At 44.2% G+C, this 16,854-nt stretch carries 15 protein-coding genes; 12 read left to right on the top strand and 3 right to left on the bottom strand.

Annotated elements, in window-relative coordinates:
- Nucleotides 1-233 precede the first annotated feature (233 nt).
- The 4 genes from HBAL_RS01250 (at nt 234) to HBAL_RS01240 (ending at nt 6,213) form a co-directional block, all read left to right on the top strand.
- Nucleotides 234-2,858, top strand: a complete 2,625-nt coding sequence (locus tag HBAL_RS01250; RefSeq protein ID WP_012778112.1) for a midas domain-containing protein — start codon at nt 234-236, stop codon at nt 2,856-2,858.
- Nucleotides 2,859-3,003: 145 nt separating this feature from the next.
- On the top strand, nt 3,004-3,864 hold the full coding sequence (locus tag HBAL_RS01245; RefSeq protein WP_012778111.1) for a TerC family protein: 861 nt from the start codon (nt 3,004-3,006) through the stop codon (nt 3,862-3,864).
- 193 nt (nt 3,865-4,057) lie between these two features.
- Nucleotides 4,058-4,351, top strand: coding sequence for a hypothetical protein (locus HBAL_RS16550; protein WP_149037344.1), 294 nt, complete (start codon nt 4,058-4,060; stop codon nt 4,349-4,351).
- 131 nt (nt 4,352-4,482) lie between these two features.
- A complete protein-coding gene (locus HBAL_RS01240) occupies nt 4,483-6,213 on the top strand; it encodes an acyl-CoA dehydrogenase family protein (RefSeq protein WP_012778109.1) in 1,731 nt (576 codons plus the stop codon).
- 26 nt (nt 6,214-6,239) lie between these two features.
- On the opposite strand, the gene HBAL_RS16230 is transcribed toward HBAL_RS01240, so the two are convergent.
- Nucleotides 6,240-7,973: a PQQ-dependent sugar dehydrogenase gene (locus HBAL_RS16230; protein WP_012778108.1), complete on the bottom strand. Its 1,734-nt coding sequence runs from the start codon at nt 7,971-7,973 to the stop codon at nt 6,240-6,242.
- A 297-nt stretch (nt 7,974-8,270) separates the two neighbouring features.
- Here HBAL_RS16230 and HBAL_RS01230 point away from each other — a divergent pair, with 297 nt between their 5' ends.
- The 4 genes from HBAL_RS01230 (at nt 8,271) to HBAL_RS01215 (ending at nt 10,940) form a co-directional block, all read left to right on the top strand.
- Nucleotides 8,271-8,474, top strand: a complete 204-nt coding sequence (locus HBAL_RS01230) for a twin transmembrane helix small protein (protein WP_012778107.1) — start codon at nt 8,271-8,273, stop codon at nt 8,472-8,474.
- Between the two features lie 59 nt (nt 8,475-8,533).
- The gene (locus HBAL_RS01225) at nt 8,534-9,124 is read left to right on the top strand and encodes a cob(I)yrinic acid a,c-diamide adenosyltransferase (RefSeq protein WP_012778106.1); all 591 of its coding nucleotides are present in this window, start codon (nt 8,534-8,536) and stop codon (nt 9,122-9,124) included.
- 143 nt (nt 9,125-9,267) lie between these two features.
- The gene (locus HBAL_RS01220) at nt 9,268-10,014 is read left to right on the top strand and encodes an electron transfer flavoprotein subunit beta/FixA family protein (RefSeq protein WP_012778105.1); all 747 of its coding nucleotides are present in this window, start codon (nt 9,268-9,270) and stop codon (nt 10,012-10,014) included.
- The gene (locus HBAL_RS01215) at nt 10,014-10,940 is read left to right on the top strand and encodes an electron transfer flavoprotein subunit alpha/FixB family protein (protein WP_012778104.1); all 927 of its coding nucleotides are present in this window, start codon (nt 10,014-10,016) and stop codon (nt 10,938-10,940) included. The genes HBAL_RS01220 and HBAL_RS01215 overlap by 1 nt, the downstream gene beginning before the upstream one ends.
- A 74-nt stretch (nt 10,941-11,014) precedes the next feature.
- Here HBAL_RS01215 and HBAL_RS01210 read toward each other — a convergent pair whose 3' ends face one another.
- Nucleotides 11,015-11,491, bottom strand: coding sequence for a hemerythrin domain-containing protein (locus HBAL_RS01210; RefSeq protein WP_012778103.1), 477 nt, complete (start codon nt 11,489-11,491; stop codon nt 11,015-11,017).
- Between the two features lie 381 nt (nt 11,492-11,872).
- Between HBAL_RS01210 and HBAL_RS01205 the strand changes: the two genes are divergently transcribed.
- Together HBAL_RS01205 and HBAL_RS01200 are read left to right on the top strand one after the other, a co-directional pair.
- On the top strand, nt 11,873-12,751 hold the full coding sequence (locus HBAL_RS01205) for a 3-hydroxybutyryl-CoA dehydrogenase (protein WP_012778102.1): 879 nt from the start codon (nt 11,873-11,875) through the stop codon (nt 12,749-12,751).
- Nucleotides 12,752-12,968: 217 nt separating this feature from the next.
- Nucleotides 12,969-14,513: a TadE/TadG family type IV pilus assembly protein gene (locus HBAL_RS01200; protein ID WP_012778101.1), complete on the top strand. Its 1,545-nt coding sequence runs from the start codon at nt 12,969-12,971 to the stop codon at nt 14,511-14,513.
- Between the two features lie 56 nt (nt 14,514-14,569).
- Here HBAL_RS01200 and HBAL_RS01195 read toward each other — a convergent pair whose 3' ends face one another.
- Complete coding sequence (locus HBAL_RS01195) at nt 14,570-15,163, bottom strand: TlpA family protein disulfide reductase (RefSeq protein ID WP_012778100.1); 594 nt, start codon at nt 15,161-15,163, stop codon at nt 14,570-14,572.
- Between the two features lie 41 nt (nt 15,164-15,204).
- Between HBAL_RS01195 and argH the strand changes: the two genes are divergently transcribed.
- Both argH and lptM read left to right on the top strand, forming a co-directional pair.
- Entirely contained in the window at nt 15,205-16,632 is a 1,428-nt protein-coding gene (gene argH, locus HBAL_RS01190) for an argininosuccinate lyase (RefSeq protein WP_149037343.1), read from the top strand.
- Complete coding sequence (lptM, locus tag HBAL_RS01185) at nt 16,629-16,835, top strand: LPS translocon maturation chaperone LptM (protein WP_012778098.1); 207 nt, start codon at nt 16,629-16,631, stop codon at nt 16,833-16,835. The genes argH and lptM overlap by 4 nt, the downstream gene beginning before the upstream one ends.
- The last annotated feature ends 19 nt before the right edge of the window (nt 16,836-16,854 follow it).

Here is a 16,854-nt window from a genome sequence, read left to right as displayed (position 1 = left end):
GCAATAGTTCAAAAGCAACCCAATCGCAGGCTTCACTGTCAAATTATGTGAAAGAAAGCTGGGCTTTCTAGTGAAAGACTGTGTTTAAATGCTGCTTTGCCTTTGAACTATTGCAAGAATTAGGTATTGAATTAACCAACCGTTTATCTTTCTAGGTGTGAGCAGTATAATAGCCGGAAGGCGAGATATCGGGTGTGAAGTAGTGTAAATGATTACAAGGACGCAGATTCAAAATGATTAGAGCGCTGCAACTGCTATCGGGCCTTCTTTTGGCAATTGGTGGAGGCTGGTTCATTTGGTTACGAAAGGATTCGCCGGGCGGCGTCTTCAATGTCACCGACACTGAAACGCTATGGTTAGTTGCTGTCGGCCTTGTCCTTACATTGCTAGGGCTTGTTCTCTTCCTAATGGGGTTATCCCCTCGCGCCAAAATTGAGCAAATTAACTGGCGTTATCCTGAACCTGCTCCTGAAATTGATTTATCCGGTCCTGCTTTTGCGGATCAAGACACTCAAAATGAACCACATCCACATGAACGCCCAAGCTGGTTACAAGAAGCCGCCGAGGACCTCGACAGACCTCGCGCAACTGAACAAGACAATGCAAACTCAACCGATAGCATAATTGGGGCCACAGCGCTTGGTGTCGCCGGAGGAGTTGCGGCCAATACTCTACGTTCCAAGGAAGATGAACAAGAAGATTATTCCGAAGGCCCAGCCTACCCAAGAGATGAATTACCTTTTGAACGCCCTAGATTTGGCGCGAGCGACCTTGAAGACACGTCTGATATAAAGCTTGTCGAAGAACCTATGGATTTTCACAATACATCAGGACAAAGTCCTGATTCAGAAGATACATCTTCGAGCACAACATTCGATACGCCCAGCAATGTCTCGCAAGAGGAACAGGTCATTGAAGAGTTTGCCTCGGAAATGGACACCGAATTCAACGATGACGATATCGAAACGCTTGCACTAGAAGCTGCAAATGCTGCGATGGACGAAGCCGATACCGATGCAGACACCATCATCGAAGAAAATGAAAATCACTCTTCCGATGAAGACGAAGCAGAAGTTATCGACGAAGATGATGCTTTTGAAAAGCAACTCGGCGCGTTAACAGCAAAAGCAGTCGCATCAACTGGCGGAAGCGCAGCTATATTCGCGTTAAACGAAAAACCTGAACATGAGACTGAGCCAGTCGAAATAGAGGGATTCGAGACTGATTTTGATCTAGATGTAGATGAAAAAGAACCAGACGTAGAACACGAAAACCTTGATATCGAAACTCTAGAAACAAGAACAGACGAATTAGGATCAAACTCACCTATTTCCAACCTTGAACCGATTGAACATCTAGATCTGGAATCAATTAAAGAACTTGAACCAGTCACTATCACTGATAACGCAGAGATTAGCGAAGAACCGCTAGATATTGTTGAAGAATCAGCCCTAGAATCAGATGTGATTGAAGAATTAGAACCAGTTGAAACATTGGATGAAGTTGAATTAGATAATGAGGATCAATCTACTGAAACGACGACATCAGAAGACCTCTCCGAGAAAGACGAAATAAGTGCAACCATTGAAGAGTTTAACTCAGAAATAGAAGCACTTAGCCCAACTCAAGATTTAGCGTCATTTACAGCGGATGATTTGCCCGAACTTGATACGACTGAAATAGATGCATTTGAACTTGAATCTGAACTTCCCGACATAGAGGTAAGTGAAGTTGAGCCATTGTCCATAACGGAGGCTCAAGCGAACGAAGAGGGCATCAATTCAGAAGAAGAGACAATATCTGAAGTTTCTTTGGAAGAAGCAGATGAGACACCTCTGGAAGCTAGCTTCGAAGATGAAGAAGCACTAGAAACTGAAACACTTGAAGAGCCTTTGGAAATAGCTGACGTTGAGCTACCAGAACTCGAAGAGGAAGCTGAACTCGACGTTTCCGGCCTAAATGAGGATGAACCTCTATTAGAGAATTCAACCCCGGAAAACTCAGACGAAGATCTAGATACTTTAAATCTGTCCGAAACCTCTTTGGAGGGGGAAACAGATGCGTCACCATTGGAAAATGTGGAACTAGAAGAGTTATCAGATATTGAAGAACTCGATGCCAGTATTGATGAACAGACGGAACTAGAAACTGACGAAGTATCGGACATTTCTGATGTATCAGATCTAAATGTTTTAGAAGAAATTGAGCTAGAAGAACTGCCAGAAGAAGCATCAGAAGACGAAGCGACAATTCAAAACATAGATATAAAAGACGTTGATATTGAAGAGCCTGATGACTTACCTGAAGACGACTTACCAGAAATAGAAGACGTTGAAGCACTTGACGAATTGGAAACCATAGATTCTCTGGCGGAGCTAGAAATCATAGAAGACAGTGAAACAGCCCCTGAGCTTGCCGCATCTTCCAGCAAACCCATGGACATTCAAACTCTCGCTGAAACAACTATGTCTGGCCCCCATCACGAAATGAGTGACGAAGACCATACATCGTCAGAATTACCACCCCCTGCCCCTATTTCAGATTCTAGCGTTGATTTTGAATCCGGCACCTACCCAAGACTTCAACCAATTAGAGATGCATTAGATTCTGGACAACTCGAAAATGCTGACACTCTACTTGCCGATATCCGTAGAAGCTTGGTGCAAGAGGGAGACGAAAACACACCTGAACTCGCCGAGCTGACTGCCCTCGCTGGCGATCACGCCGCAGCATCTGGTCGCCCAGGTGGGGCAAAATGGTTATGGCGACTTGCTTTGCAACGTTTTGGTGAAGCAGATGCAATTGAATCGGCCGCTGCCAAGGCAGTTTCAGAAAGACTACGCCAATTTGAACATTAAACTATGGTTTCCAGCCTTAAATCATCACCCATAAAATTCAGCGAACACGCTGATCACCTTCACAAATCAGTATTGGTGCGTTTAAGCTCCGATAACATCGATTTATGCGACATTAACTAAATACTCCTGCGGAGATGACACCAGAATGGCCGAATTATTATCAGTCTCAGGCTTTTTCACCCTATTAATGCTATTGGCCTTACAAGTCGTACTCGGGTTTGATAACTTGTTATACATCTCCATTGAATCCAAACGTGTGGGCGAAGAAAAAGCCTCGATGGTTCGAAAATGGGGAATAGGTTTGGCAATGCTGTTTCGTATTGTTCTTCTTATTGTGATCGTTTCACTATTTAGTGCTCTTGAAGCACCTTTGTTTCACATTCCCTTTGAAGGCATCATAGAAGGCCATTTCAACCTACAAGCACTCGTCACACTCGCAGGGGGCGGCTTCATCATCTACACAGCCATCAAAGAAATTTCTCACCTTATGGTCGTTGATCATATTGAGAGTTCCGAAGGCGAAAAGAAAAAATCAGTCACTCAGGCGATCTCAATGATCGTTGCCATGAATCTTGTTTTTTCTTTTGATTCTATTCTTTCCGCTATGGCAATCGCCAATACAAAGACAGCCGATGGAACAACAGAATACCAAGTTGTCATCATGGCGATCGCGATTATCGCTTCTGGTATTTTGATGATAGTCATGGCTGATTATGTAGCCGATTTCTTGAAGAAAAATAGAATGTATGAGGTGTTAGGTCTGTTCATCCTATTCCTCGTAGGTGTACTTCTTGTGTCAGAAGGGGGGCATCTCGCACACTTATCTTTCTTCGGATACGAAATTGAAGCCCTTTCAAAATCAACTTTCTACCTAGTAATTGGTGTACTTGTTATCACCGATATTATTCAAACAAGTTATCAAAAACGTCTCTGGGCAATGCGAGAAAAAGAATTGTTAGGTGAAAACCCTGCTGATATTGTAGATGCTCCTCATCATGAAGTGTAGAAGCCACCTCCCCTCTCTTTTTAAAAGATAAAAAGGCTTAGTTTCCTACTTTTGTCTTTCCCAATATTATGAAACGCTCAGTTAACTTAGTCGTGTTATTGAATTAACTGAGTAATTTTGGGAAATGAACATCCAAGACCGAGGGGCGCAATCTGTAATTGCAAACTACCGATCGTTTTTGAGGGGAATCATCGTGAAGAAATATCTATTGGGGGCAGTTATCTGCATAGCTACAGCTTTGACTAGCGCATGCAATAGTGGGTATGAATCTCCTACTAATTCAAAAGTAAAAGCAGCTATATCTGAATGGTCGGACGGCGCACCACTTGAATCTATAAATGATTTGAGTTGCCAAGATCTTGGACGCGGAAAATTCTACTGCTCATTTGAGGTAACTTACATCGGTGCCAAACCTGAACAGATGGAGAAATGCTTTTTCTCATCAGCTTCGGAACTTACGATCCGCCCAAATTCAAGCTGCTACTAACACTAAAAGCAGGCGTTTAGTTCGCCGAAACAGCGCCTAAGCTTATTTTGTAATCCTCCTCTCCTAAAGGTAGGGGCGACAAATCATTTATTTCTGCTATATTGCACCGCAGCATAATAGGGAAATGAGTGATGACAGCGAATACAACATCTTCACAGAACACAGAAAATACAGATAAAACAGCACTTAGCCGAGACAAACTTCCTAAGTTGTTTGCTGACGCAGCAAAAGCTGCCAACATTTTTTACACCTGTGCTCTTAATTCTGTTGTGCCAAAGATAGCACCTGACGGAAAAATCAACCGCTCACTCATGGATGCAGAACAGCGCTCTACACACGGCCTAGGGTGGATGTGTGCTTATGCTGAAACATTGACCCAAACATCAAATTGGGCAAACCGCTTATCTGAAGCAGGAGAATTTGGTGAGGCTGACGCCCTGCTAAGCCAGATATTATTTTCAGAATATCTAAAACAATTATCCAGCGGTATTCCAATGACGCAGTGCGAAATGGCGCGCCCGTCTGATCTGGGTATTTCTCAAAACACTATCGCAGATTTCGTGACAACCCCGGCAGTTGAGACATTGATACAACTTGGCGACACGCCAACAATAAGACTGCGCGCTGCCGAATGTATTAAAAATGCTAAGGGCCAAGCTACAGTTGAAAATTCCGGTCTTGATGAAACCATGTCTATGGTGCGTGATCAATTTCGAAAATTTGCAGACGAAAAAGTCGTCCCCTATGCTCATGAATGGCATTTGAAAGACGAACTCATTCCCATGAGTGTTGTCAATGAAATGTCAGAATTGGGTGTTTTTGGACTAACCATTCCTGAAGAATTTGGCGGTTTTGGCATGGGCAAACTCGCCATGTGTGTCGTGTCTGAAGAATTATCACGCGGTTATATTGGCGTAGGCTCCCTTGGAACTCGCTCCGAAATTGCAGCCGAACTCATTCTCAATGGCGGCACCCAAGCTCAAAAAGAAGCATTTCTGCCTAAAATAGCATCCGGTGAAATACTGCCAACGGCAGTGTTCACAGAACCAAATACAGGCTCTGATTTAGGTGCCCTTCGGACTCGAGCCACGCTTAATGGTGAATATTGGAATATCACTGGCAATAAAACTTGGATAACCCACGCCTCAAGATCAGACTTGATGACCGTCATGGCACGTACAAAACCAGACACGACCGACTTTAGAGGTCTATCCATGTTCCTCGCCGAAAAACCTCGCGGCTCAGAAGACACCCCCTTTCCTGCAGATGGTATGACAGGTGGTGAAATCGAAGTTCTCGGATATCGCGGGATGAAAGAATACGAATTAGGTTTTGATGGATTTGAGGTCCCTAAAGAAAACCTTCTTGGCGGTGAAGCAGGCGATGGCATGGGATTTAAATACCTGATGGCCACGTTTGAAGGTGCTCGCATTCAAACCGCAGCTCGTGCCATCGGTACTGCTCAAGCTGCTTTAGAACTTGGCTTGCAATACGCGCTAGATCGACAACAATTTGGCGGCCCAATATTTAATTTTCCTCGCGTTCAAGACAAGCTTGTCATGATGGCAGCAGAACTCGTAGGTGTACGCCAGCTCACCTATTACTCTGCGAAACAAAAAGACAGTGGCAAGCGCTGTGACCTAGAAGCAGGCATGGCCAAACTCATTGGTGCCCGCGTCGCATGGGCAGCAGCTGACAATGCTCTTCAAATTCATGGCGGCAACGGATTTGCCTTGGAATATGCCATTAGCCGAGTCTTATGCGATGCACGTATTCTCAACATTTTCGAAGGTGCCGGCGAAGTCCAAGCAATGGTGATTGCCCGACGTTCGATAGAAGAATACCTCAAAGCCAAGACATAAAGCCCTGACTTTGAGATCATCGCTAGTTATTCTAATTCAGCAAGATATTCGACCAGCGCTTTGCGTTCGTACTTATCCATTCCAACTCCCGGCATGGATGTACCTTCGGCGAAAGCATTTGGATCAGCTAGGAATGCATTCAATTTGGAGGCATTCCATTTTCCAGATGCATTTGCCAACGCATCTGTATAGGGAAAGCCTTCTTGGCCTCCAATTTTACGGCCAACAATACCTTTTAACCCTGGTCCGACTTTGCTTGATTCATCGACTTCATGACAACTCGCACATTTCCCAGTGAAAAGCATTTGTCCCCAACTGAACTCTCGTTCAAAATCAGCAGCCTTTTGTTCAAGGGGCAAAATTGAGTCATAGCCTGAAATTGAAAGGGCTTTTGTAGAGTTTTCATTGCCCTTAACAGTCCGAATAAAAATCACTGAATTTCGGCCAGTCAATAAAGCTAACCATCCATTCTCCAGTATAAAGCCATCCCTCATACGTCGATCCGTTGCGATAGGCTCGGCATAAACGATACGCCCATCATCTGGTCGCAAGCGGAAAATTGTCTTTTCCTTCAAAGATAGGACTAGAATATCACCATCCCAAAGTTTAAAACCTTTTGCATTCTCAACTGGAATTATATTCGAAACAGCAACTGAAGGCACAAAAGAAAATGCGGGTTTGGTATAGCCCTCATGACGTCCTTGCTCAGGATTAAGTTCAAAGGGCTTGCGCGGTCCGCCATAGTCAAATCCGTACGATACATTCGGCCAACCGTAATTAGCATCTTGCGTTACTAAATTAACTTCGTCGCCGCCTTGCGCGCCATGTTCAGCCTCCCACAAACGTCCAGATGCATCAAAGACAAGTCCTTGGGGATTTCTAAATCCAGTGGCGTAAATACTTGTTTCTTTCGTTGTGAGATTGATATTGATAATTTTCCCTAGGTCATTTCCAGAATCTGCTTGAACAGCATCCCATTCGCCTTCAAAATTACCTAAAGCATAAGTCCCAACAGAGACGAGCATCTGATCATCACCCAAAAGCGTCATTCGACCGCCGGACATATGACCCGAAAATTTCCACTCTCGCTCTTCCATGTTCAAGCAAGCATTGAGCTTGGAAACTTCGTCCCACTCTCCAGATACAAACTCGACTCCATTCGACGTGTTTTCAATTTCTATGCGACTGACATAGAGACATATATTCATGTCATCTGGAGTAAAGCGGTGATGCGAGGCATATAAATAGGCGCGCTGTGTGTTAGGAATTGGCGCAATTAGAATATCCGCGACACGATACCAATTTTGATTAAATTCAGACTGTTCTGAAAAATAGTCTCGGCGCACTTCATCATAGTCCATAGGCACTCGAATATCTGAATATTCTATCGAGCTCTCCGCCATATCCAGAAAGCCAATCAAGCCATTTGCAGCCGCATAAACGAGCGAATTTCCAAAATAATCTATACCTCCACCAGTCGCGCTTCCGTCAACTTCTCCCAAGCTAACTTCTGTTTTCTCTAAGGTCAGGTAAGCTGTTTCAAATTGCGTCCACTCAGACACAACATTATTTCCGCGCACAACTGGCTTGGCGCGAACTTCACTGATTTTATTTTGAATTTTTTGTGAAATACCCACAGGAACAAATGCCGCAGTAAAAAGCGCACCTACCAACACAGCCCCCACTAAGACAATAACAGCGATCACCGACCATTTCAGTTTTGAAATTTTGTTTCGTGATAAAGGTTGGTTTTGGGACAAATTCAAATCCTCACACATTAAATAATATCAAATAGGCGAATGCTCAGTACATTAAATTGTCTAAAAAAAGCGACATCAAAGCTCACAAAAGCCTGCATTCATTTTTCATACCACTTCTACCATACCGGATTGGGATTGCTCCATTCTCATCATCAGAGTATTTTCTCTACACTAGCGAAAATACTCTGGAAGAAAACGTACATTTCCTTCATGTGTGAATATTGATATGATTTATTATTCTTACTACGCTCAAAATGCGGGTCGCCAGCGCGAAATAAGTGAGTTAGACTGGCACACATGAATACTCCACTCAGCATTTTGCTTTATGTCGCAATGGCGGCAGTGTTTATTATCCTTGTTTTGGGGCTAATAAACCTATTTTCAAAATCAGACAAACAACCTTCGCGTTCTAATAAATTGATGCGGCTACGCGTTCTTGCTCAGTTTATCGCTATTCTTATATTGATCGCGATAGGCTTTTCTTCCGGTGCAATTGGATGAACCCAAGTCCAGAGAATACGCATTCTCAAAGCAGGAATTGAAACTTAAAGGCGCTTAATATGGTCAAACTCAACAAGATATATACGCGTACCGGTGATGACGGCACCACAGGTTTAGCAACAGGGCAACGCGTTCGCAAATATGACATAAGGGTGCAAGCCTATGGTGCGACGGATGAAGCCAATAGTGCAATTGGTATTGCTAGATTGCACATTGGTCAGCACTCAAAGCTAGCGACTGCCCTTGAGCGTATTCAAAATGATATGTTTGATTTAGGTGCAGATCTCGCAACACCTGAACCTGATCCACAACAAGACAAACCTTTAGAATGGGAACCGTTGCGTATAGTGGAATCTCAAGTAAAATGGCTGGAAGCTGAAATCGACAGAATGAACACGGATATCCCGCCATTGGATAGTTTTGTCTTGCCTGCAGGTACGCCTTTGGCGACCTATCTACATATGGCACGAACAATTACCCGACGTGCAGAAACACTCATCGCCAAGTTAAATGATACCGAAGGTGAAATTGTTTCCCCTCCAGCCCTTGCCTACATAAATAGATTATCGGATTTTTTATTCGTTGCAGCTCGGTACGCAAATGGAAACGGAAAACAAGATGTAAAATGGATTCCCGGTGCAAATCGATAGTCTCTAAACTGCCCTTAAGTGATCTTGACGCATTGCAGCATGAACCTTACGGATGGTAGCCGAATTTTGTATCGGGATGATACTTTGAATTTTAAACAATGTGGCATGTCCACGCTAACCAATAAACTTCCGGAGACGCCTAGATGAAGGTTCTCGTACCTGTTAAGCGGGTTATTGATTACAATGTTAAGCCTCGCGTTAAGCCTGATCAATCAGGTGTAGATCTCGCGAACGTTAAAATGTCCATGAATCCATTCTGTGAGATTGCTGTTGAAGAAGCAGTTCGTCTTAAAGAAAAGGGCATTGTCACTGAAATCGTCGTTGTTTCTATCGGTGTTGTACAGGCACAAGAGACATTGCGTACAGCTTTGGCGATGGGCGCAGATCGCGGTATCCTCGTCACAGCTGAAGGTGATGTAGAGCCTTTGGCTGTTGCCAAAATCCTTAAAGCCATCGCCGATGAAGAACAACCAGGCATGGTGCTTCTTGGTAAGCAGGCGATTGATAATGACAACAACCAGACAGGGCAAATGCTTGCAGCCTTGCTTGACTGGCCGCAAGGTACATTTGCATCTGAAGTTGTTGTTGAAGATGGTAAAGTGAATGTCACGCGTGAGATTGACGGCGGATTGCAAACACTCGCGCTTGATGGTCCTGCTGTGATCACCACAGATCTTCGTTTGAACGAGCCACGTTATGCGTCTTTGCCAAACATTATGAAAGCGAAGAAAAAGCCGATCGACACAAAAGAAGCTGCTTCTTTCGGCGTTGATATCGCACCTCGCCTGACTGTTGTGAAAGTAACTGAACCTGCTGGACGTGAAGCGGGTGAAAAAGTTGAAGACGTCGCAACACTTGTATCCAAACTTAAAGCTGCAGGAGCAATCTAATGGCTGTTCTCATCATTGCAGACCACAATAACACCTCTTTAAACGATGCCACACACAAAACAGTCACTGCCGCCAAAACATTTGGTGATATTGATATTTTAGTGGCAGGTGAAGGTGCTGGCGCAGTTGCTGAAGCAGCTGCAAAAATCGATGGTGTGCGTAAAGTTCTCCACGCTGATGGTGCACCTTACAAAACACAACTTGCTGAAGCTATGGATGCTCTTATCACACCGATGATGGCAAACTATGACGCCTTGTTTGCACCCGCGACAACGATGGGTAAAAACGTTACTCCACGTATCGCGGCCAAACTCGATGTGATGCAGCTTTCAGACATCACAGCTGTGGTGGATGCTGACACGTTTGAGCGCCCAATCTATGCAGGTAACGCGATCCAAACTGTTAAATCATCTGATGCCAAGAAAGTTGTTACCGTTCGTACAACTGCTTTTGAAGCTGCGGGCGAAACAGGGTCAGCTTCTGTTGAAACAATCGAAGCAGCTGCTGGTCCGTTCAAATCAAGCTTTGTGTCAGAAGACTTGTCAGTATCTGACCGCCCAGAGCTAACATCTGCCAAACGTATTGTATCTGGTGGACGTGCGCTTGGATCTGAAGAAGACTTTGAAAAATTCATCTTCCCATTGGCCGATAAACTTGGCGCTGCTGTTGGAGCGTCTCGTGCGGCAGTGGATGCTGGTTATGCACCAAACGACTATCAAGTGGGGCAAACTGGTAAAGTGGTTGCGCCTGAACTTTATGTCGCTGTGGGTATTTCTGGGGCCATCCAACACCTGGCTGGTATGAAGGACTCAAAAATCATCGTCGCCATCAACAAAGATGAGGAAGCACCTATCTTCCAAATCGCTGATTATGGCCTCGTAGCTGACCTATTCAACGTTCTTCCAGAACTGACTGACGCTCTATAAACGTCTGTAAAGAAACGACAAAAGGCCCGCAACATGTTTTGTTGTGGGCCTTTTTTATTGAGTAATTTCCAAAATTATTCTTCGAGCTTTTCTTCAGTCTTTTGTTCAACAAGATCGTGTTCTTTACACTTTCTCTCTTTAAATTTTGCTGCCAATTCACGCGCAGTTTGCGTAGATAGTTCTTGTTTGCCGACAGGAAAAATATCTTCTTCTTCCTCGTCAATGTGATGCTCATAATCATGGCGCATTGAATTGAATCGATTCAACCAACCACTGGAAGACATATCCATTTCATTCAACTCATCCAGCACATCATCTACTTCTTTATGCTCAGACACCGAATGACGCGCCTTAGACTGACCATCCTCAGTCTTCATTAAATTCGCGTAGAAAGTTTCTTCTTCGGCGGCGGCATGGGATTTGACATCATAATAAAATTCTTCCCATAATTTTTTACGTTCAGAAGAATTTCCTGAAGTCTCAGATAAGCGCTCCAGTAATTTTCTGTGAACCTCGTGGTCGGTTTTGAGTACTTCAAAAATATCTGTCATGAGATTTGTCTCCCTTCCACCAACCAACGCTATTTGCAGCTATAAAGTTCCCTAAACACATACGTGAATCTAGAAGTGTCGAACCACAGGAGCTTGATATCGGATTTTCAGCGCCGTAAACGAAGATGAAGTACGTCATCGCTGATTTAGTTCACAGTCTTCAACGGGCTAGCTGAAACCTTATAATAGACACCACAAAGAACTATTTATACGCCACCCTTCATGGGTGGCATTTTTCATTCTATTTAGACATAATAGCTCGAAACAATTTTCAATAATGTTTTAGGGATTATGTCATCTAAAACATTATGATACGGGTATAAATTCTGAATACGTAGCACGAACGCATGCATTTTCAGATACAATGTAGAGGTTTAGGGCATGGGCAACATCGAAACTGTCGGCGTAATTGGCGCAGGGCAAATGGGCAATGGTATCGCACATGTTTGTGCCTTGGCTGGTTTCAACGTTTTGCTAAATGACGTAACGCAAGACCGTATTGAAGCTGCATTGAATGTCATCAAAAAAAATATGGTGCGTCAGGTCAGCAAAGACACCATTACCCAACAAGAAATGGACGATGCCCTAGCGCGGATAAAGTCCGGGCTACCTTTAGAACGGCTCTCTTCTGCTGATATGGTCATTGAAGCAGCAACAGAGAAAGAAGAAATCAAAGCGCAAATCTTTAAAGATATTACACCCTATCTAAAAGATGACGCGATGCTCGCCACCAACACGTCATCTATTTCCATTACACGCCTAGCTGCAGCGACTGACAGACCTGAACGCTTTATCGGTGTCCACTTTATGAACCCTGTGCCCGTCATGAACCTTGTTGAGGTTATTCGTGGTTTGGCGACCAATCAGGAAACATACGACGCAGCTGCTTTCATTGTCGAGAAATTGGGAAAAACACTCACAAACTCTGAAGATTTTCCAGGTTTTATAGTAAACCGAATTCTAATGCCGATGATCAACGAAGCTGTTTATACGCTTTATGAAGGCGTTGGATCAGTAGATTCGATTGATACAAGCATGAAGCTTGGAGCTAATCATCCAATGGGCCCACTCATGCTAGCAGACTTCATTGGTCTCGATACATGTTTGTCCATAATGCAGGTTTTACATGATGGCCTTGCAGATACGAAATATCGTCCTTGCCCACTCTTGGTGAAATATGTTGAAGCGGGTTGGCTGGGCCGCAAAACAAATCGTGGTTTCTACGATTACCGCGGCGAAACTCCTATTCCAACTCGCTAATTCTGTCCCGATATACAGAACATTTCTACTTTTGATATATTCCAAATCTTGCTTATAAAAATTGAATGACATCAATACAAACGGCGATTTCTGAACAGTATAGTTAAGCCCACGCTAACAATATGTACGAAGTTGAATACGCAAAAAGCAAAGAAATAGAAATGTTTATACAGTATCACTACCAGTCAGTGGGTGACTGTATAAAGGTGATATTTAAGTGCGTTCAATTCAAAAAACGTTGAAGCAGTTTCTAAACGCGACCAATGCGGGTGTCGCGCCTATGTTTGCGCTTTTTCTCACAGTCATACTTTTCATTATCGGCTTCACCATAGATTTTCGGCGTATGGATAGTGCAAAAATGCACCTTCAAGCAGCCACAGATTCCGCCGTTCTTGCAGCTGCCCGCGCATATTTAACAAGCTCAGTTCAAGTCAAAGAAACCAAGAGACAGGAAGATTCTCAGAAAATCGCTTCTGATTATCTCACCGCAAATCTTCTATCTTCTTCAAACAATTTCGAAAACAACCAAATTCAATTAGTCTTCAAGGAAGACGGAGAAATTGTCGGAAATGCTTCAACCAAAATAAAACTCATCTTTGGTGGATTATTTGGCAAAAGCGATGTTGTACTACCAGCACTTGCCGCAGCGACAGTTGGAGATTCCAGAAAATTAGAAATCGTGTTGGTGCTCGATACTTCAGGATCAATGAGTTCTCAAAACCGCATGAAGCAGCTTCGCACAGCCTCAATTAACTTTGTAAACAGTGTATTCGACAATGCCGTCTACGAACGCACAGTACAGGTTGGTGTTGTACCTTGGAACGCAACAGTAAATATCAATATGGATAGACCGGGCACATGGGATGCCTCTCCTGGCCCCGCAATCCACAATTCCAATTATGGAAATGGAACCAACCAAGTTACGTCTTTTCAGGATTTTACGGAGAACTTATATCCACCCGGTTTTTCTGACTTTGGAAGCTATAGTGATTCCGACATTGACGATGATTTTGGCTCATCAGGCTGGCTTGGATGCATCACTGCGACAAAAGACGAGCGCAAAATAAGCAGTTCAGGTAATGTAACGCCTCTCACAGACGTTCCGCCATCCAAAATGAAATGGCCTGCCCGAAAAGTCGCTGGCTGGGACCCAAACTCAGACTGCCCAAGCCCTATGCTAGCTATGTCTCAGAGCCGCCCACAGATTATTAAAAAGCTCAACCAGCTTAACCCAAGCGGAAACACACATGCCGATATCGGCCTCATGTGGGGGTATCGCATGTTCTCACAACAGGCAAACTGGAACAATTTTTTTGGTTATAATTCAGATACTAAGCCAGACAGCTTCCATTCAACAAAGTCACGTAAAATCATGATTATGTTGACTGATGGTGAAAACACAGCAACCAACTCAGAAGGTTACAGCTATTATGGATGGTGCACCTATACTAATCATTACAATAAATGGGGACGGTACACCGGCAGTACCAAAGATTGTGAAGTCCCTAAAGGCATAAACAAAGATGAAATTAGCAATAACGATCTCAACAGTTTAATGCTGGATGCATGTGAAGTTATCCGCAGCAAAGACGTTGAGCTTTTTACCATCGCGCTCGACCTGCATTCATATTATGACAGTACAGCGATTGCTTTACTTAGAGAATGTGCCGGAAGCGACAGTCACGCCTATAATATTAAAGGTAACGAGCTGGATGAGACGTTTCAGGAGCTTGCTTCAAAAGCACTCAGACTTTCTAAATAAACTAGCCGTGACGATGTTTATTTAGATTTCCAATTTCACTGACTTTTTTTGTCGGCCTATTTTGTAGATGCGATTTCTTTTATCAAGGCAATCGCATTTTCACTCGACCAGTCAGCACCACCCGAAAAGCGGGCGACTTCCTCACCGTTTCTATTGTAAATAATTGTTGTCGGCATACCCTTTGCGCCCGTATCATAGGCAATGCCGTAGGTCGTGTCGAAATAAAAATCCAACACACCATTTGTCCATTGCTCTAATGATTTGCGTGTATTTTCCCGATTGTATTCACGATCAACCGCAACAGCGACAACACGTACACCATCATCTTGAACGGCCTCTTGCAGGCGGCCCAGAGACGGCATCTCTTCTTCACAAGGTGGACAAGCCTCAAACCAGATATTTAGAACAACAACTTCCCCGTTGAAATCCTGTAAACTTACGGCTTTACCCTCTGCATTATCAAATTCACCACTTGGTGCAGCTTTACCAGCAGACAATTCTAGACTTGCCAAATCCCCTTTTGCATAACGTTTTAGTCCTGAACTACCTGTCTTTGGCTGGTTACTCGCTGAAAACAATGCGACAACGACAAATAATCCACCCACTATCAACATTGCGGGTATGCCAAATCGAGTAATAGCTTTAGGCATGAACGCAAACTCCTACACGTTACGACGAGACTTGATCAGATATGACTAGTAAACAAGACAAGAACAGTTCAGATACGCCCTCCGACACCAAAGGACAAGAGATGTGGGGTGGACGATTCAGCGCAAAGCCTGATTCAATCATGACGTCTATAAATGCATCGATCAACGTGGATAAACGTCTGGCCGAGGAAGATGTAGCTGGTTCTATCGCCCATGCCAAAATGTTATGTGAACAAGGCATTATCAACGAAGTCGATTGCGACGATATCGTCGAAGGGCTCGACAAAATCATAAATGAAATTCGTCACGATAAATTTCATTTTTCGGTTGAACTCGAAGATATTCACATGAATATCGAAGCACGTTTAAAAAAACTAATCGGTGGCGCAGCGGGGCGTTTGCATACTGCCCGTTCTAGAAACGATCAGGTTGCAACCGATTTTCGGCTATGGGTGAAAGCCTCTTGTACAGCGCGGCTAGACCAGATCGAAACCCTGATGAAAGCTTTATTAAGCCAAGCTGAAACCCATGTGGATTGGGTTATGCCGGGTTTCACACATTTACAAACTGCTCAACCTGTCACAGTTGGCCATCATTTAATGGCCTATGTTGAAATGTTCTCGCGTGATTTTTCTCGTTTTGCGGATGCGATCCACCGCATGGATGAATGTCCGCTCGGTGCTGCTGCATTGGCAGGTACAGGATTTAACATCGACCGAGAAATGACAGCAGAAGCCCTTGGATTTGATCACCCAATGGCAAATTCACTCGATGCCGTATCAGCGCGTGATTATGCGATTGAGAGCTTATCCAGCATTGCAATCTGTGCCCAACATCTCTCACGCCTCGCCGAAGAATTGGTCATCTGGTCATCCTCCCCTTTCTCCTTCGTGCGTATGTCTGATGCTTGGTCAACTGGATCATCCATCATGCCTCAAAAACGCAATCCTGATGCAGCAGAACTCGTGCGCGCCAAAACAGGCCGTGCAAATGGCTCATTAATTGCGATGCTCACCCTGATGAAAGGACTGCCGCTTGCCTATTCCAAGGATATGCAAGACGACAAGCAGATCACATTTGAAGCCTTTGATAGCCTAGACCTATCTCTACAAGCTATGACAGGCATGATCGAAACCATGACCTTCAATAAAGAGAATCTAGCAAAGGCAGCTTCAGGCGGTTTCTCAACTGCCACTGATCTTGCTGACTGGCTGGTGCGCGATTTGAATATCCCATTCCGTGAAGCCCACCACATTACGGGTGCCAGCGTGAAAGCAGCTGAAGAAAAAGGCGTGCAATTGTGGGATCTGTCACTTGAAGAGCTTCAAGCTATTGAACCACGCATCACAAATGATGTATTTGATATATTGAGTGTGGACGCCTCTGTCGCCAGCCGTCAAAGTTATGGTGGTACAGCCCCGGTGCGTGTACGCGAGCAAATTGCTTCATGGAAGGAACGCCTATTATGAGACCAATGAAAATCATTCTGGGCCTGACAGCCCTTGCATCTTTATCAGCGTGTGGCCTACCCGGAGATTTGGAACGTCCTGAACCAATCTTCCGCAATGATCCAGAACCCGTTGCAGCGCCACCTCAGCCTCCTGTCGTTGAAGATGAAATCATCGAAGAAGAAATTCCAGATGATGAACTTCTTGGCGGCCCTGAAGGCTAACCACAACACAATTATCTTC

The organism is Hirschia baltica ATCC 49814, assembly GCF_000023785.1.
GTDB lineage: Bacteria > Pseudomonadota > Alphaproteobacteria > Caulobacterales > Hyphomonadaceae > Hirschia > Hirschia baltica.
This window is presented reverse-complemented; position numbering and strand designations above follow the sequence as displayed.